This is a genomic window from Acinetobacter sp. ANC 4470, from assembly GCF_002135335.1.
Classification (GTDB): Bacteria; Pseudomonadota; Gammaproteobacteria; order Pseudomonadales; family Moraxellaceae; genus Acinetobacter.
Genome location: NZ_NEGC01000002.1, coordinates 183,720 through 201,973 on the forward strand (window position 1 = coordinate 183,720; position 18,254 = coordinate 201,973).

At 40.9% G+C, this 18,254-nt stretch carries 16 protein-coding genes and 1 pseudogene; 6 read left to right on the forward strand and 11 right to left on the reverse strand.

The window, feature by feature from the left end:
- Nucleotides 1-108: 108 nt before the first annotated feature.
- Nucleotides 109-585 (forward strand): RNA pyrophosphohydrolase, encoded by a 477-nt coding sequence (locus B9T25_RS04035; protein WP_086187201.1) that lies wholly within the window; start codon nt 109-111, stop codon nt 583-585.
- An 88-nt stretch (nt 586-673) separates the two neighbouring features.
- Nucleotides 674-2,971, forward strand: coding sequence for a phosphoenolpyruvate--protein phosphotransferase (gene ptsP, locus B9T25_RS04040; RefSeq protein WP_086187202.1), 2,298 nt, complete (start codon nt 674-676; stop codon nt 2,969-2,971).
- A gap of 8 nt (nt 2,972-2,979) precedes the next feature.
- Here ptsP and B9T25_RS04045 read toward each other — a convergent pair whose 3' ends face one another.
- The 3 genes from B9T25_RS04045 to B9T25_RS04055 all read right to left on the reverse strand — a co-directional run bounded on the left by B9T25_RS04045 (nt 2,980) and on the right by B9T25_RS04055 (nt 6,556).
- Nucleotides 2,980-3,171 (reverse strand): hypothetical protein, encoded by a 192-nt coding sequence (locus B9T25_RS04045; RefSeq protein ID WP_086187203.1) that lies wholly within the window; start codon nt 3,169-3,171, stop codon nt 2,980-2,982.
- Nucleotides 3,172-3,372: 201 nt separating this feature from the next.
- On the reverse strand, nt 3,373-4,692 hold the full coding sequence (locus tag B9T25_RS04050; protein ID WP_086187204.1) for a flavin monoamine oxidase family protein: 1,320 nt from the start codon (nt 4,690-4,692) through the stop codon (nt 3,373-3,375).
- Between the two features lie 214 nt (nt 4,693-4,906).
- Nucleotides 4,907-6,556 carry an acyl-CoA dehydrogenase family protein gene (locus tag B9T25_RS04055; protein WP_086187205.1) on the reverse strand — a complete coding sequence of 550 codons (1,650 nt, stop codon included), beginning with the start codon at nt 6,554-6,556 and terminating at the stop codon, nt 4,907-4,909.
- 80 nt (nt 6,557-6,636) lie between these two features.
- On the opposite strand from B9T25_RS04055, the gene B9T25_RS04060 reads away from it, so the two are divergent.
- The 4 genes from B9T25_RS04060 (at nt 6,637) to B9T25_RS04075 (ending at nt 10,039) form a co-directional block, all read left to right on the forward strand.
- Nucleotides 6,637-7,281 carry a TetR/AcrR family transcriptional regulator gene (locus B9T25_RS04060; RefSeq protein WP_086187206.1) on the forward strand — a complete coding sequence of 215 codons (645 nt, stop codon included), beginning with the start codon at nt 6,637-6,639 and terminating at the stop codon, nt 7,279-7,281.
- 308 nt (nt 7,282-7,589) lie between these two features.
- On the forward strand, nt 7,590-9,110 hold the full coding sequence (locus B9T25_RS04065; RefSeq protein WP_086187207.1) for a catalase: 1,521 nt from the start codon (nt 7,590-7,592) through the stop codon (nt 9,108-9,110).
- A gap of 94 nt (nt 9,111-9,204) precedes the next feature.
- Nucleotides 9,205-9,648: a thiol-disulfide oxidoreductase DCC family protein gene (locus tag B9T25_RS04070; protein WP_086187208.1), complete on the forward strand. Its 444-nt coding sequence runs from the start codon at nt 9,205-9,207 to the stop codon at nt 9,646-9,648.
- A complete protein-coding gene (locus B9T25_RS04075) occupies nt 9,638-10,039 on the forward strand; it encodes a DoxX-like family protein (RefSeq protein WP_086187209.1) in 402 nt (133 codons plus the stop codon). The genes B9T25_RS04070 and B9T25_RS04075 overlap by 11 nt, the downstream gene beginning before the upstream one ends.
- Nucleotides 10,040-10,044: 5 nt before the next feature.
- Here B9T25_RS04075 and B9T25_RS04080 read toward each other — a convergent pair whose 3' ends face one another.
- The 8 genes and pseudogenes from B9T25_RS04080 to hcaE form a co-directional block, all read right to left on the reverse strand.
- Nucleotides 10,045-11,100, reverse strand: coding sequence for an MBL fold metallo-hydrolase (locus B9T25_RS04080; RefSeq protein WP_086187210.1), 1,056 nt, complete (start codon nt 11,098-11,100; stop codon nt 10,045-10,047).
- A gap of 77 nt (nt 11,101-11,177) precedes the next feature.
- Nucleotides 11,178-12,116, reverse strand: coding sequence for a cation diffusion facilitator family transporter (locus tag B9T25_RS04085; protein WP_086187211.1), 939 nt, complete (start codon nt 12,114-12,116; stop codon nt 11,178-11,180).
- Nucleotides 12,117-12,430: 314 nt separating this feature from the next.
- Nucleotides 12,431-13,675: a 3-phenylpropionate/cinnamic acid dioxygenase ferredoxin--NAD(+) reductase subunit gene (gene hcaD, locus B9T25_RS04090; RefSeq protein ID WP_086187212.1), complete on the reverse strand. Its 1,245-nt coding sequence runs from the start codon at nt 13,673-13,675 to the stop codon at nt 12,431-12,433.
- A 12-nt stretch (nt 13,676-13,687) separates the two neighbouring features.
- A pseudogene (locus tag B9T25_RS04095) lies at nt 13,688-14,653 on the reverse strand (3-carboxyethylcatechol 2,3-dioxygenase).
- 340 nt (nt 14,654-14,993) lie between these two features.
- Complete coding sequence (gene hcaB / locus B9T25_RS04100) at nt 14,994-15,809, reverse strand: 3-phenylpropionate-dihydrodiol/cinnamic acid-dihydrodiol dehydrogenase (protein ID WP_086187213.1); 816 nt, start codon at nt 15,807-15,809, stop codon at nt 14,994-14,996.
- A gap of 2 nt (nt 15,810-15,811) precedes the next feature.
- On the reverse strand, nt 15,812-16,138 hold the full coding sequence (gene hcaC, locus B9T25_RS04105) for a 3-phenylpropionate/cinnamic acid dioxygenase ferredoxin subunit (RefSeq protein ID WP_086187214.1): 327 nt from the start codon (nt 16,136-16,138) through the stop codon (nt 15,812-15,814).
- Nucleotides 16,138-16,656 carry a 3-phenylpropionate/cinnamic acid dioxygenase subunit beta gene (gene hcaF, locus B9T25_RS04110; RefSeq protein ID WP_086187215.1) on the reverse strand — a complete coding sequence of 173 codons (519 nt, stop codon included), beginning with the start codon at nt 16,654-16,656 and terminating at the stop codon, nt 16,138-16,140. The genes hcaC and hcaF overlap by 1 nt, the downstream gene beginning before the upstream one ends.
- On the reverse strand, nt 16,653-18,020 hold the full coding sequence (gene hcaE, locus B9T25_RS04115; RefSeq protein ID WP_086187216.1) for a 3-phenylpropionate/cinnamic acid dioxygenase subunit alpha: 1,368 nt from the start codon (nt 18,018-18,020) through the stop codon (nt 16,653-16,655). Before hcaE ends, hcaF begins: the two co-directional genes overlap by 4 nt.
- Between the last annotated feature and the right edge of the window lie 234 nt (nt 18,021-18,254).

Below are 18,254 nucleotides of genomic sequence, written 5' to 3' on the forward strand. Positions count from 1 at the left end.
GATCATAGCAATTTTTAACATTTAAGCTGTGCTTTTTTTCGAGATGGATGTAGAAATAACAATCCCCGAAAGTAAAGCCACACATTAAAAGCAGATTTAGGTAGCCAAATGATCGACTCAGAAGGTTTCCGACCGAATGTCGGGATCATTTTGGCAAACGACATTGGACAAGTTTTATGGGCAAAACGCATTGGACACAATGCTTGGCAATTTCCACAAGGAGGTATCCAATATGGAGAAACCCCTGAACAGGCACTTTATCGTGAACTGAGAGAAGAAATTGGCCTTTTGCCCGAACATGTTCAAATTGTAGCGCAAACAAAAGGTTGGCTACGGTATCGTTTGCCTCAACGGTATATACGCTCGGATTCAGACCCCGTGTGTATTGGTCAAAAACAAAAGTGGTTTTTACTTAAACTGACAGCTTCAGCAAAAAATATTCGGCTGAATTTGTCTGACCCACCAGAGTTTGACCAATGGCAATGGGTAAGTTATTGGTATCCATTAGGACAAGTCGTGAATTTTAAACGCGATGTATACCGAAAAGCGATGGTGGAGCTGTGCAATCAGTTACCATCAATATAAACATAAAAAATCGTATGAAAATGCAGATTTTTTAGCAACATGTTGTTATAAATAAAATAGATTTAGACTTTTTTTTGGAGCAGATTTTATGTCGAATATGCAACTGGACACCTTACGACGTATTGTACAAGAGATCAATGCGTCCACCAGTTTGCATGAATCCCTCGACATTATGGTTAACCAAGTGGCAGAAGCCATGCATGTCGATGTCTGCTCCATTTACTTGTTAGATGAACGTAATCAACGCTATTTACTCATGGCCTCTAAAGGTTTAAACCCTGAGGCTGTCGGGCACGTTTCACTGCATACGGGTGAAGGCTTAGTGGGATTGGTTGGACAACGTGAAGAAATTGTCAATTTAGACAATGCACCCAAACATGAACGCTTTTTATATCTACCTGAAACAGGTGAAGAGATTTATAACTCTTTTCTTGGTGTACCCGTTATGTACCGTCGTAAGGTGATGGGTGTTTTAGTCGTTCAAAATAAAGAATCCCACGACTTTAGTGAAGCGGCAGAATCTTTTCTCGTAACATTATGTGCACAGCTTTCAGGGGTGATTGCCCATGCACATGCGGTCGGCAATATTGATGTGTTTCGTAAACCCAATAGCCTACCTGCATATAAAACCTTCCAAGGGATTTCAGGTTCTGGCGGAATTGCTTTAGGTCGTGCTGTCATTTTATATCCACCTGCCGATTTAGCCTCAGTTCCTGACCGTGAAGCAGATGACATTAGTGAAGAACTTGAGCTGCTTGATCGTGCAATTGATTCAGTACGTCTAGAAATTCAATCACTTGACGACAAAATGCAAGATGCCTTAATGGCAGAAGAACGTGCCTTGTTTAGTGTGTTCTTACGCATGTTAGATGCAAATGCACTGCCTGCTGAAATTAAAGCTGAAGTTCGCGATGGTAATTGGGCACAAGGGGCGGTTCGTATTGTGATTGATACCCATATTGCCCTGTTCGCACAGATGGAAGATGACTATTTACGTGAACGTGTCTCGGATCTGAAAGATTTGGGTCGTCGTATTTTAGCGTTCTTGCAAGAAGCAGATGCCAGCCACCGCGAACTGACCGATGAAAGTATTCTGATTGGTGAGGAAATATCTACCGCCGCTTTAGTTGAATTGCCTGTTGATAAAATTGCTGCAATTGTCACCACTGAAGGTGCCATGAATTCACATATGGTGATTGTGGCACGTGCACTCGGTATTCCAACCGTGGTTGGTGTGACAGAACTGCCAATTAATACACTTGATGATGTCGAGATGATTGTCGATGCACATCAAGGTCGGATCTTTATTAATCCACCACGTCGCTTGCGAACCCGTTATAAAGAAATTCAAAAAGAAGAAGAACAGATTGCCAAAGATTTAAAGCAATATGAAACCAAGGATTCCATTACCCCCGATGGCGTTACCGTCAAACTTTACGTCAATACAGGCCTGATGATTGATGTGGTTCGAGGCGTACAACGCGGTGCGAAAGGCGTAGGTTTATATCGCTCTGAAATTCCATTTATGCTGCGTGATCGCTTCCCTGGCGAAGAAGAACAACGGGCGATTTATCGTCAACAGCTCAGCCACTTTGCCAATAAACCTGTGGTGATGCGCACCCTCGATATTGGCGCGGATAAAGATCTGCCTTATTTCTCAATTGAAGAAGAAAATTCGGCACTCGGTTGGCGTGGGATTCGATTTACACTGGATCATCCTGAAATTTTCTCATCGCAAATTCGTGCCATGCTTAAGGCTAGCATTGGTCTAAATAATTTGCATATTTTATTGCCGATGATCACCAGTGTTAGTGAAGTTGAAGAGGCTTTGTATTTACTTGAGCGCGATTGGATGGCCGTTCAAGAAGAAGAACAAGTCAAAATCACCAAACCTAAAATAGGAATTATGGTCGAAGTACCCAGTGTGCTTTTACAAATTGAAGAATTTTCTGAATTGGTTGATTTTTTCTCGGTCGGCTCAAATGACTTAACGCAATATTTACTTGCGGTTGACCGTAACAATCCACGTGTCGCCAATGTTTATTCACACTTTCACCCAGCAGTACTGCGTGCTTTAACACGTTTGGTCAAAGAATGTCACAAGTACAATAAACCAATCAGTATTTGTGGCGAAATGGCGGGGGATCCTTTGGCTGCTATCTTATTAATGGCAATGGGATTCAATACCCTTTCGATGAGTTCAAGCAATATTTTACGGGTACGTAAAGCGATTTGCCATGTTCCAATGACGGATGCACTGGCTCAACTCGAACATGTATTAAAAATGGATAACCCATTAATCATTAAAAGTTGGATGGAATATTATTTTAAGACCCATGGTCTGGGTGATATGGTGAAATCTGCAACCCGCATTGTGGGTGCTTAATTCACGATTTAAATCAAACTAAAAGCACACAAACTAAAAGGGCGATAATCATCAGAATATCGCCCTTGCTTATGTTTGCTATAACCACGTTTTGTATTTTTCTTTCGATCTACAAACACTTGGCTTTGGTTTACTTCATGCATGTGTTTTGCTACAAAATTATGAATCACTATTTCTAGCTTTTTCTTTTGTTTCGCCATTTCATTCACCTATTTGGCTAAGAAGTTTTTGTACTTTGCCACATGATCTGTGGCAAAGCGATGATACGCTTTTTTGTACATTTTACAAGCAATCTTGTTTTTTAAAGAAACAGAACTCTCTATTTAAAACTTGCGAGTACTTACTTAAGCATAATACGCATCATCCTAAATGAACAGGAAATGAGGCGATTTAGCCCAAAATCACTCTAAATTTAATTTGAGTTTAATAATTTTTTGACTTGTTTCACAGCCATTTAAATAAGCGCCATGGACAGTACCTGCATATTTTGAACTACAATGTTCACCAATAAAGAAAAGGCGGTTTTCAATAGCTTGATTTAATATTTCAACCCGATTTTCTTGATGCTCGAACGTCGGAAAACTAAAAGAACCATAGCTATAAGGATCTATACCCCAACGTGTAATCGTTAGGTTTTTGGGTTGCGTTGGTATTTTTGGAAAGTTTGCATTGAGACTACTAAAAATAAAATCCCATACTTTATTGTCAGGCGCGTGGTCTATAAATACTGACTGTTTTCCACCAAATAGCATGAGGTAAATAGGCTTATGATAAATTCCAGACAAGTCTAAGATATTAAACCAATGTCCATTAAACCAATAAAAATCACTAATACTGTCTAAGGAATTGTTAGCTCGGAAAGGTAACGGCTCTGCAAACTCAAGAAAAACTTTATTAAAAGAACCAAAACCAATTTTTTGAATAGCATCAATATATTCAGCAGGTAGTGATGGAACAAATTCCATTTTATTTTTTAATACACCTAATGGTACTGCAACAATCACACGTGACCCTAAATAAGTCACATTGTGTTGATCCATGAGTTCCACATGATTATTTTTTAGAGCTATTTTACGAATTTCAATCCCTGTTTTAATATCTAAATTTTCAGAAATATTCGCTATAACTTGGTAATATCCATCAGGAAATATCACTTCATCACCGTCAAAATAACCTTCATACTGCTGATAATGTGCTGAAAGCTGTGAAAGATCTGTAGCAAATGGATCATTTGCCAGTCTTTCAAAGAAACTGAGCAGTAATTCTTTTAAGTCTTGTTCTAAAAATATCGTTCCAGAGTACGTTAACGAACCGATAATTTCATGAACTGCCTCAAGTGCAGCATTAATCTTGGTTTGGGAAAGTAAATGGTTTATTTTTTCTATATAGCACTCAAACTCTTGTTTTTCTGTAGATGTAAATATTTGCCCATTTTTATGATAAAAATTTGACTCATCATAATTAAAAACCGTTGTCGTTATGCCACTCTTTTGCACAATATCCCAAATAGGATTATTTTCAATCCCATGTATCCATGACGCCCCCAAATCATAAGTACTTAAACCATTTTTTATCGATTGAACACGCCCACCGATACGATATCTAGCCTCTAAAAGAACGACATTTTCTCCAGCATCTTGTAGTTTTCGAGCACAAGAAAGTCCCGCTATGCCTGCCCCTATAATAAACGTGGGTAAAACTGTAAGGCTGCTATTTGTCATAAAAATTACCGATATTATTCAACAGCAAGCATAGCCTATTCAAAAAAATTCGACCATTCACATCATATAAGCGATACAAAAATCACTTTGCTCACCGTTCAATGATTGATTAAAAGGTGATAAAAAAACCGAATTTAAAGCTTTGGGCTTTTTCTAACTAAGTATACCTTGATGGTGCTATTTTAACTTTTTCAAGCTATAGTCCATCATCAAATCAAGCCGCAAAAGCTCGCATTAACAACCGTTCCACATTCACATCTTGAGGATTCAACATACCCACCACACGCCCGTGAAATGCGTTATAACGTGACTGAATAAAAGCAGTTGAGACAAAGTCTGGTGCGTATTGTTTCAATAGAACGGCCTGTGCCAAAATCACTAACCGACTGACCAGACTGCGTGCCATAAACTGTAAGTCTTCAGGTGATTGCTGGAGCAATTTCAACAGCGATTGCAATTCATCTTTCAATGTTTGATCCTGCATGGCTGTCGAGGCTAGATCTTTAAACAAGACTTCTAGCGATTCAGGATCACGCCCAATCGCACGGAGTACATCCAAACACATCACATTGCCTGAGCCTTCCCAAATCGTATTCACTGGGGCTTCTTTAAAAATACGCGCCATGATGCCGTTGTCGACATAACCATTGCCGCCAAAAACTTCCATCGTCTCCCCACTAAGCTCTACATTACGTTTGCAAATCCAAAATTTGGCTGCAGGTGTCATGATACGTTTCCATGCTTGAGATAAATCATCATCTGCCTCATAACAATGTGCCAAATGGAAACTCAACTGCATTGCGGCTTCTGTTTCTAATGCTAAATCTGCCAGTACCGCTTGCATCAAAGGCTGTTGCGCTAAATGTTTACCAAAAGCTTTGCGCTGACGAGTATAAGCAATACATTGCACCAATGCTTGTCTGAGCATCGCTGTACTGCCCACGGAACACGTCAAACGAGTGTAATTTGCCATTTCAATGATGGTGGGAATTCCACGTCCCGCCTCACCAATCATGATGCCCCAAGCATCGTGAAATTCAACTTCGGAACTGGAATTACTACGGTTCCCCACTTTGTCTTTAAGGCGTTGAATATGAATATTGTTCTTCGAACCATCCTCTAACCAACGTGGCACATAAAAACACGCCAAGCCATCTTGTTCCGTTTTGGCCACCACCAAATGTGCATCCGACATGGGCGCAGAAAAAAACCATTTATGTCCTGTCAGCAAATAGGCTTGTCCACGACCAGTTTCACCTATAGGCAGCGCAACGGTTTCATTGGCACGGACATCTGAGCCGCCCTGTTTTTCGGTCATGCCCATGCCCAGCCAAATCGATTTTTTCTGCGCAATTGGAATATCACGTTCATCATATTCTGTCGATAAAAGCTTTGTTCCTATTTTTTCCCATAACGCCGTTTCTCTTTGAATTAAAGCAATACTGCCCAGTGTCATGGCATGGGGACACAAATTGCCACATTCGATTTGTCCAGTTAAATAAAATCGTGCCGCCCAATCGACCCATTTAGAAGCAGATGTTGGATGATGAAAAGGATAAGCATGCACCGCATATTTTCGATTTAAACCCATCCATTTATGCCATGCAGGATGAAACTCCAAAGTATCTAGACGGCGACCACGTGCATCAAAAGCATGCAAAATAGGCGTGTGCGTATTGGCTAAATCGGCATATTGATAATATTCACTTGAACCCACATGCTGCCCAAATTCAGCCAAAGTCGTTCGATCTTGACTGCCATAACGTATCAATATTTCCTGTAAAACTTGATCCGTTGCAAAAAGATTGTAGTTTTGAAGTTCATCAAACTGATTCGATATTTGATGGGTCATCCATGTATTCACATTATTCTCCTAGCTTGTTCTTTTCCCACTTTCACTTCAGTATAGAGAAAAAATATAGACAGGATGTTCGGCTTTCTTTCATGAAAATTACCGCAGTTCAAGCCCGCAGGAAACCACGGCAGTCACGTGCCAAATTCACTCAAGAAGCTTTAATTGAAAGTTTTGTTCGGCTTTTACAACAACAATCGAGCGATAGTATTACCATTCGTGAAATTACTGATATTGCGGGTGTAGGACTTGGCACTTTTTATGAATATTTCAGTAAAAAAGAGGATTTGATCGCGCTAACCATTCATCAGCAGGTTAAATCTAATGCTTCGGCACTCAAAAGTTATGCACAAAGCCTGCTCAAGTTATCCACAACTGACGATATTACAACCTATTTAAGCCAAATTATTCATTTCCAGATTGAACAAATTCAACAACAACAGATGATTTGGCGACAAATTTTCCAGCTTGAACGACAAGTTTCTAGTCAGGATGCATATCAAAAGCATTATGAATTAATGCTTGAACTGTGGAATGAAATCCTAACGCCCTTTATTGCTGAAATAAAACAACGCCAACGCATGGCATTAAATCTGCATCGCATCAGTTATGGGTTCATTTCTCAGACCCTTCTTGTAAATAGTTGTTTCAATAATTGGCATGATTTAACACAAGATATTTTACTCGCAACTCACGTTTTTATTGCCAAGTTCAATCACACTGCTATTTCCGATTAAATAACAAGGAATTCAAGGCATTGTTTAATCGAATATTTCTGTTATGAAGAATAGATTAATCCATTTGTATTTACTGCATTCTACATTTACTGTTTAGACAGATTAAGTGACTTTAATCTATGTAGCTTGTCGATGATTCGACTGTTATTTTTGTAAAATCACAGAGCAATAAAAACAGCCATTTGGTTGTAATAAGTATGATTTAAATTGAATTAACAAAACGGTTAATGTCATGTTTTAAAAGACATGTTATGCATAGAAGCATGCTACGCCTTGAGTTCAAACATGGCCTATAATGGAGAAATATAATGAGTCAAGACCCTAAAAAATGCCCCGTTTCCCACCTGACAACTGCTTTTGGTGCTCCAGTAACAGACAACCAAAATAGTTTAACGGCAGGTGCACGTGGTCCTCTACTTGCTCAAGATTTATGGCTCAATGAAAAATTGGCAAACTTCGTCCGCGAAGTCATTCCTGAGCGCCGTATGCATGCCAAAGGTTCAGGTGCTTTTGGTACATTTACCGTAACGCATGATATTAGCCAATATACTCGCGCCAAAATTTTCTCTCAAATGGGTAAAAAAACCAAAATGTTTGCCCGTTTCACCACAGTTGCAGGTGAACGTGGTGCTGCCGATGCTGAACGTGACATTCGTGGTTTTGCCTTAAAATTCTATACCGAAGAAGGTAACTGGGACTTGGTAGGTAACAATACCCCTGTGTTCTTTATGCGTGATCCACGTAAATTTCCAGACTTAAACAAAGCAGTCAAACGTGACCCCAAAACCAATTTACGTAGTGCAACCAACAACTGGGATTTCTGGACGCTATTACCTGAATCACTGCATCAAGTGACCATTGTGATGTCAGATCGTGGTATTCCAAAGTCGTATCGTCACATGCACGGTTTTGGTAGCCATACTTATAGTTTTATTAATGCCAATAATGAACGTTTTTGGGTGAAATTTCATTTCCGCACCCAACAAGGCATTGAAAACTTAACCAATGCAGAGGCAGAAGCTGTTGTTGCAGCAGATCGTGAAAGTAATCAGCGTGACTTGTTCAACTCTATTGAAAAAGGTGATTTCCCGAAATGGAAACTCCAAATTCAAATCATGCCAGAAACTGATGCTGAGAAAGTACCTTATCATCCATTTGATTTAACTAAAGTTTGGCCACATGCTGATTATCCTATGATGGATGTCGGTGAGTTTGAGCTCAACAAAAATCCTGAAAACTTCTTCTTAGATGTAGAACAATCAGCATTCGCACCAAGCAATCTAGTCCCAGGGATTAGTGCTTCTCCTGACAAAATGTTGCAAGCTCGTCTATTTAACTACGCCGATGCACAGCGCTACCGTTTGGGTGTGAACTATCAGCAAATTCCAGTCAATGCCGCTCGTTGCCCTGTTCATTCCAACCACCGCGATGGTCAAGGTCGTGTCGATGACAACTATAATGGTTTACCTCACTACGAACCGAATAGCTTTAGCCAGTGGCAAGAGCAAGCTGAATTTAAAGAACCCCCTTTAAAAATTTCAGGCGATGCAGCACATTGGGATTTCCGTGCCGATGATGCTGATTATTTTAGCCAACCACGTGCTTTATTTAATTTAATGAAACCTGAACAACAACAGGCATTGTTTAATAACACGGCAGACGCGATGGGTGATGCTTTAGACTTCATCAAATACCGACATATCCGTAACTGTTATGCTTGTGATCCAGCTTACGGTGAAGGTGTGGCAAAAGCCTTAGGTATGACCGTTGCAGATGCTCAAACAGCGCGTACAACTGATCCGGGTCGAAATAATCCAGGCTGGCTTTAATTCTTAATTAAATCCAATTAAAAAACCACCTTCGGGTGGTTTTTTAATCCGTTTAAACGCTATATTCAAGACAAAGCAAAAAAGAAGTATAAAAATGGAATATAAAATTGCAGATATTATTCAACAATATGACATTATTTTATTTGATGCCATTTGTGTGATTTGTAATGGTTGGGCGAAATTCTTAATCAAATACGATAAAAGTTCAAAATTTAAATTGGTTTCTGCTCAATCACCTTTGGGTGAAGACATCTTAAAACATTATGCAATGTCGACAGAATATTACACCACCATGATCGTGGTTAAAGGTGGACAACTTTATACCGAATCATCTGCACTATTAAAAGTCATGCAACATCTGGGACTACCCTTTTCTCTTATGAACATCGGCTATCTGATACCTCGTTTTATCCGTGATTTTCTCTATAACCGTGTTGCCTTAAATCGCTATCAACTTTTTGGTACAACCGATCATTGCTTGCTTCCATCTGCCAATAATAAACACCATTTTTTGGAGCACGTGCTTCGTGACATATAAACAATTCTTAGAAAAACCGCTTCTACTCATTCAAATTACACTTGCTCTTCTTTGGATATATCAGGGTTTGATACCGAAAGTTTTATTTCAATCCAATGCTGAAATTGATATTTGGCAAACGATGGGATTTGAATTACATATGGCAAAAATATGTGTTGCTCTATCTGGTCTACTTGAAATGATGTTTGGCTGTGCCTTTCTTATTTGGCAAAGAGCAATATTTCTTCATCAGCTGAGTATATTCGGCTTAATTGGATTATTACTCCTGATTATGATCACAGATCCCTTACAACTCACCACGGCATTTAATCCTGTAGTCATGAATATGGCCATGATAGTTCTGTCAATCGTTGCGATTCAGCTTTTAAAGCTCAGAAATAGTCAGCGTTAAAACGATCAAACCACCAAACGTCGTCCTTCTCGCACGCAGTAAAAAGGGGTCATCAATTTAGAGCTGTTCTTCATGGCGACTTTTAAATCTAACTCAGGTTGTTCGCGACTTTCATCAGTCAATTGAAAGGTTCGATAATGAATCGCCAATGAACATTTCGAGTGTAAATCTTGATGCGCTTGAAAAGCTTCTGGTGGATTCATATGCATATAACGCATCAACTCACGTGGCTCATACGCACCAATCGGCAAGAGCGAAATACGCGGTGCTCCCAAACGACTATGGATTTCTTTAAAATGTGGTGAATAACCGGTATCACCTGCAAAAAAGCAATGATCTTTACCTGCTAAAACAGAAAAACCACCCCATAGTGCACGATTTTGATCACGCAAACCCCGACCTGAACCATGCTGTGCAGGTGTGTAGACAATTTTTAAATCATGTAATAAAGCAGATTGCCACCAGTCCATTTCTAATACATAAAAACTTTTTGGCAAATACCATGAGTTGCCTAAGCCTGTATAAATTGGCATGGCAAATTTATCATGCAACCACTGTAAGCTGGCTAAATCCATATGGTCATAATGATTATGGCTAAGCAATACCGCATGGATGGTCGGCAACTCCTCTAAAGCAATCCCCGCAGGAATAACCCGTTTTGGACCTCTGTTTTTCTTCGGGGCCACATGTTCACACCATACAGGATCAGTTAATAAGTTATACGGGCCGATTTGTAAAAGTACCGTCGCATGACCGATAAACCACACCTGCCAATCATCCAGCTTTGCCTGTGGACGATCTTGCGGAATCACCCGTTTAACAGCATGAAATTCTGCATATTCTTTATCAACGTCGACATTCCATGTCGATGACTTACGGGTTAACAACCATTTTAACAAGTCTACTCGCCCACGCCCTGTTGGACGCGGTAATGCATTGAAAAATCTTTCACCATCATAATGATTCGAATAAATAAATTGAAATGCAGGTTGACGCCACGTATGTGACCAACATTCTTGTGTAGGCAGTTGAAAGTGTAATTGTTCGGTTTTTTGTTTCATGTACATTCAATTTCTTAGTGTGGCATTAACATTCAAAATCGGATATTTTGAATGTTGTGTCATATATATCACGTTTTCTATTCCAAACGTCCTTTCATACGTTCCAACCACACCTTTTTCGTTTGTGGTTTTATAAACAATGCCACAATTTCAGGATGAATCTGTTTAATTTTCGCTTCAATTCTGTTGACGCATGCCTCAATTTCATCAGATTTCAAATCGTCTTCAAACTCTAAACTTAAAGATGCAAGCACTTGATGAGCACCCATCTGTTCAGTCAAAACACCATTAGCAGACAGAACAGCAATGTCTTCTTGTGCGATCAATAAGATATTATTGTGTAATTGTGGATCTGCAGTTTCACCTAGCAATAAGTCTTTGGTTTTTCGCGCCAATAAAATAGCAGAAACAGCCATCACAATACCAATGAATATAGAGGCAACACCATCTAACTCAGGAATATTTAACTTATGCGCCAAATAAATCCCAATCAAGGCAATAAACAGACCACATAAAGCCGCAGTGTCTTCAAATAATACGGTAAAAGTGGTGGGATCTTTACTGCGACGGAAAGCTTCAAAATAACCTTGTTGACCTTTGACCTGACGAAACACTTTTAACGCCACCAGCCACGATGACCCTTCACATACAATCGCAAGCGCTAAAACAATATAATTTAAGTTTGGATTGAGCATTTCTTCAGGGTGACGCACCTGCTGTATGCCCTGATAAATCGACACAATTGTACCCAATGTAAAGACCATCAGTGAAACAATAAAGGCCCAAAAATAAAGTTCACGCCCATAACCAAATGGATGTTTCGCATTGGCAGGCTGTTGTGATTTTTTCATGCCGTAAAGCAGTAAAATTTCATTCAGCGTATCCACCACAGAGTGAATGGCTTCACTCAGCATAGCAGAACTATTGGTGATATATGCAGCGACAAATTTGACCAAAGCAATGGTTAAATTACCCAGTAAAGCTGCATAAAGCACCACTTTATTCGAATTAAACATTCAAATTGACCTTAGACCTATTGTGATCAAACACATCCATAAGGGTTCCCCCAGTATATTTATAGTAACGAAAGCATGGATCGTATGGTTTATCTTTTTTGTTGTTTTTAAAAGCGAATGTCAGTCAGTGAAGATGAGGAATTCATACGTCGGCCAAATTGTAGCCAAGACGTGCTCAATCTGTGATTTCGAAAATAGCGTATGCCAAATAACGTCATAGATAAACCTGCAATTTTGATAAATACAACATTAAACATACATAAAAAAATAGACCTGTGCTGGGCACAGGTCTATTCAAAATAACTTTATCAGTTTTAAGCAATTTTGCGTAAATCTTGTGCGACATCCAAATGCTTTTCCATTTCAAATGCCGTATTTTTACTGATCATTTTTTTCAAATGTCGCATTTCTTTGCCGGTATTGACGGTAATACCTGCAACAATTTGACCATCAGTCACACCATACATCACAAATGAGTTATCTGCACCCTTCGTTGCATCCATTTCACCACGGATATGCCATTCAGCCGCAGCCATATCACCGACAAATTGGACGTTAATATCCAGTTGATCGGTCCAGAACCACGCTGGATTGGCTTTCGGATGTTCCGCCCCCATCACATGACGCGCAAAAATCCCCGCTTGAAGGTTGGCATTTTCCCAAGTTTCAACACGGCGGTGATGACCACAGTCACGTAATTGAGTGGCGACATCACCTGCGGCATAAATGTCTGGATTTGACGTTTGACAATTTTGATTGACTTTAATTGCCACATCCACATCTAAGCCAGCATCAATCGCCAGTTGCGCATTGGGTACAATGCCAATACCATAAACCACAGCATCGGCACGAAGTTCTTCACCAGAAGCCAAAGTGACTACAATTTCGTCGCCATCCTGCTTTTGATCCAGTCGGCAATTAGCGATTTGCGTTGCAAGACGAATATCGACACCTTTAGCACGATGCTGTTCAAGCAAAAACTCACTGAGGATAAGCGGTGAACAACGCCCCATCACCATCGAACCCATTTCAATTACGGTCACAGCACAATCTTTAAACCGTGCGCTTGATGCGAGTTCCAGACCAATTACCCCGCCACCGATCAAGATAATACGGCGACCTGCTTGTAGTACAGGGACTAAGGCTTGAGAGTCTTCAAGGTTACGTAAGGTATAAACGTGTTTACCCAAAGCGTCAAAATTTGGCAAACGACGTGCAGCACCGCCTGTTGCAAGCAATAATTTATCGTAAGCAACAATGTCACCATTTTTAAGCTCAATGCTGTGAGCATCGCTATTGATTTTCACCGCGCCATTGCCACGAATCATCTCAACATTCAAATCTGCCAGTTTTGGTGGTGACAAGATTTCAATTTTAGTATCGCAAGGGTTGAAGATCACATCTTTAGACAACGGTGGACGCTCATAAGGCAGATGTGTCTCATCACCGACCAAAATGATTTTGCCTTGATATTTATTAGCACGAAGTTCTAAAATTGCGCTTGCACCAGCTTGACCAGCACCGACTATAACAATGCTTTCAATATGCGTTTGGCTCATGTCCGTCATTCCTTAGTTTTTCAATTCTGCCGATACAATGCCAAAGCCAGCAATCCATTCACTAATTGCTTCATAGACTTGAGTCGTCATTTGGTATTCGCCCAATTCAGACAATGCTGCAAATGCGGCAATCCATGAGCGAACCTCCTGACCACCACGACCACCGTCACGGCGAATATCGGCTTCAGTCATCGCCTCAATTGCAGCAAAATCAGCATTTTAAAAAGTTTCAAGTAAGGCAATATCCCATGCTGCATTTAAAGGCACGGCAACAGAGGTATCGCCTGCTGCCAATTTTTGCCCCACAGCAATAATTTTGGCTTGACGCGCATGACGTGCCTCAGTGGATGGATTGCGTCCTGCAATTAGAAACTCTTCTACTTCAGGCGGAACTGAACCCAGTTGCGGTGTTGGCGGATCATGCGACAATCCCCCTGTGCCTAAAATCAACACCCGTTCATTTTCAAGATTCAGTGATTTGATGAACTGACCAATAGCACGACCTAAAGCAACCGTACGTTTAGTCGTTGGCATTGGTGCTGCTGCACCATTAATAAAGACTGGAATGGTTGGATAACGATCCAGTTGTCCACCACATAAAAAATGTAGCGGTTGAGTGACACCATGGTCGGCCTGCATACGGTAAGAATAAGCAACATCCACTCCTTCATCCAAGACACGACGCACTAAATTAATGGCTGTTTCTTCTGGCACATTAATCTTGTTGTTCTCTGCGCCATAATTCCAATCACCTGCGGCTGTGGCACGAATACCAACACAGAAACTTGGCATTAAGTCGTAAAAGAAACCGTTAAAATGGTCGGGTCCAAAAGTAATAATTAAAGTTGGATCAAAGGCTTTGACTTCAGCCGCCATTTTGTCAAATGCAGCACGAACGTTGATTTCCTGCTCTGCACGCTGTGGCGAAGCAAATTCCATGAGTGGGCTATGTGAAGCACAAATCAGTTTAACGGTCATATGTGACTCCGAAATTGAAATATCTGCTAAAAATACAGTTACCAAGTTAATCCTTTAGCAAATGACTTAAATCGTTATGAAATGCTGTCGAATTAAATATAGAGTTCACAATGCTATTCATTATCTTGGTTGGCGACATGGATGTCGCCGTTGGGTGAAGGTTTCAGGGATGAACCTCTCACCCAACAAGGGATTTTTGTTACCTTACGCAGTACACTGCTCATCCTTCAAAAGTAAGGCAATGCCTACGCAAAACCATACAAACTTTTGAAGTTATTTATGGCTGTACCTTATTTACTTTAAATCTAGGCTGATTAAAAATAAGATACTAACGCTAAAATTACTCGTCAAAAAAACCTGCACGCGGTTGACGTAAACCACGGATTCCAAGACCACATTCGGCATTAATTAAAACACCAGTCAGTGGACGGTTGTTTTGACGCGATGCCAACAGGACGTATGAACCCGTCATGTCTTCAGGTTCTGGTAAGAAATTTAACGGCATACCACGAGCAATCTTTTCAGGGTCACGCGCATCGAGCAGACCCAAATTTTCCTGACCGAGTGATGCAGCCCCTTTGATATTGACATTCATACCCGACGGCGCGACTGCATTCACTCGTACTTTAGGCGCAAGTTCATAAGCCAATTCTTTCATCACGCCTACACCTGCATGCTTAGAGGCTGTATATATGGGGCCTCCGCCTGCCGAGTACAAAGCTGAATTAGACAAAGTAAATATGATCGACCCTTCAGAAGCTATCAATGCATCCAGAGCAGCCTTAGCCCCCAAAATAAGTGATTTGGTATTAATGCCCATGATTTCATCAAAGGCTTTTTCTAACTGCTCACCTGAAGTATTGACGATATCTGCGTAATGATCCCAAATACCAGCATTACCGATGAAGCAATCCAGCTTACCAAAATGTTCAACCGTGGCTTGAACAGCATGGACATTGTCCGCGTAGTTGGCCACATCACCCGCAATTGCAAGAATGCGGTCACCAAAGTGTTCTTGCAAAGCATCCACTTTAGCTTGTGAACGCTGAAGGACCGCAACCTGTGCGCCTTCCTCCAAGAAACGCTCGACCAAAGCCCAGCCTAAGCCTGAACCGCCACCAGTAATAAGTGCAACTTCTCCTTGTAGCCAACCCATGATTACTCTCCTGCCATTTCTACGAACAATTGACCATCTTCAACAATCACAGAGAATGTTTTGATTGGATCAGTTGCTGGTAGGCACAATGCTTCACCTGTTTTTAAGCAGAACCGTGCTGAATGCAATGGACATTCAACCGTGCCATCATCTTCAAGATAACCTTCAGACATTGATGCATTACCATGTGAACAACGGTCATTCATGGCAAAGAACTCACCACCATTGTTGAATACTGCAAGTGCTTCAATCCCATTTATGCCGCAATCTACTTTTAGCGCTGCGCCTTCGTCTAATTCGCCAATTTGGCAAACAAAAATCTTATTCATTAGAAGAACACACTCAGGTTATGTGAGTTATAAGTCACTTGATCTAAGGTAATTTTACGGTTGAAAATTTGGAAGCCGAGGCCATCTTCAACTTGACGTAATTTGTCATGACGCTTACCGCAGTAGATCGTTACGTCTTTCTCTTTTTGTGTACGGTACAACAAGTACGTAACATACACGTCGTACTCGCCTTCCACATCAGTCGGCTCTACAATCACGTTCGACACCATATGTGTGGTTCGTGAAGGCGGCTCTTCAGCCCATGCCATACCTGTTTCAAGACGCGCAACACGGCGTTCCAGCAAATCTTTGCTATCGTTAAATACCCAAGTGGTTGGTGGTTCAACTGAACGACGACGGTCACGAGTTTGTGCATTGGGCGTAGTACGTAAAGTATAAGAAATATCATCAGCGAGTACGGCTAACCAATCACGGAATTTCCAGTCATCCAGTAATTTTGCCTCTGCATAGAGAAACTGGCTGATATCGTGATGAAGTTCTAAACTGATCTGGCTCATTTTATGAGCTCCTTCTCATATTGGTCAGCGGCTTTTTCTACCTCTTCCCATGTTTCATGGGTCAACAAGTCTGCCCAACGACGGTATAAGCCACGTGCGGCAGTTTCAGAGAAAATGTAGTTGGTGATCCCAGGGATACCATCTTCACGTTTTTTCTCGTTACCTAAGCCCATTTCCATAATCAGTTTGTTATTACGTGCTTTATAACCGCGTAATACTTTTTGAATCTCAATCCAGTTTTCAGAGTCATCTTGCTCTAAGAAACCTGCGGGACCAAAAGCACGCGTTGCAGAACGTTCAAAGGCTTCTTTCACGTCTTGCGAGGCTTCAGCATCGGCTATACAAAATGCCCAGACTTCAGTTTTGTTAGGACCTCGTGGGTGCCATACGCGAAGTGTCGCAGTACCGTTCAACCAAGACATGGTTGGGAACATGTTGTTGTGACCCGCCAAACGTAATGCACGCGTTTCGCCCAAGCGTTCCTTTACTTCCTCAAAAGTTTCACGGAAGTAATTGGCTACCTCACCGTCTACCCATACATTTGCATCGGGTTTTTCAGTAAAGAAGAAGCCTGAACCATGACCACGCGCGCCGTATTGGATCGCATCTTTAGCCGTTTCCCATACTGGTCGTGCTGTTTGTGCAGCGCCTAATTTTTTAGAGCCTTCATCATCTGGTTTTGCACCCAAAACTTGGATTGCAGATGCGTGAGAGAACAAGGCATGATATTGATCCGATGCAAACTGTTCCGCTGCAAATTTCCAGTTACATTCGATTTCCCACTTATGCACACCACCAATGATCTCCGTACCACCCGAACGACGATCAACGACACCATCAAGGTACCAAGCAATGTCGCCCATGTATTCGATTAAATCAGGTGTGGTTTCATCCCAACAGCCAAAGATTAAGCCCTTATAAGACTCAACACGATTCACCTCAACCAGCCCCCATTTCTCTTTGCATGCACCTTGTGGGAAGGCACGATCTTCTAGTGGAATGTCTTTGAGTGAACCATCAACACCGTAAGACCAACCATGGTATGAGCAAGTAAATGCACGCGTATTACCACAGTCTGCAAAGCTCACACGCATAGAGCGATGACGGCATTGGTTTAAAAATGCTTTGATTGAGCCCTCTTTTTGACGCGCCACAATAATCGGGTCTTCGCCCATATAAGTATTGAAAAAGTCACCCGCTTTAGGAATTTGGCTTTCATGACAAAGGAATAACCAAGTACGACCAAAAACGCGTTCAAGCTCTAATTCATATAAATCTGGATCGGTATAAATATATGGCGAGATACGTCCATTTTGTGCATCGACTAAAGCGTCAATTTCGCGCACATCAATTTTTCCATTCATGAAAAGCTCTCCTGTGACCGACAACGGCACAACGTAAATAGACTCAACTTTTCATCGATAATGGATATTTAGATGGTTTTGGTGAAATATTTTTTTTGTTTCAATTAAGATATTTTATGGATTATTCACAGCATTTTTTCTTATATTCAAATGGTCATGAAAAATTAAAAACCATTTATTTTCTAAATGGCAGAATCACCTTCACGGCATAGTTGTTTATAGATTATACTCTTG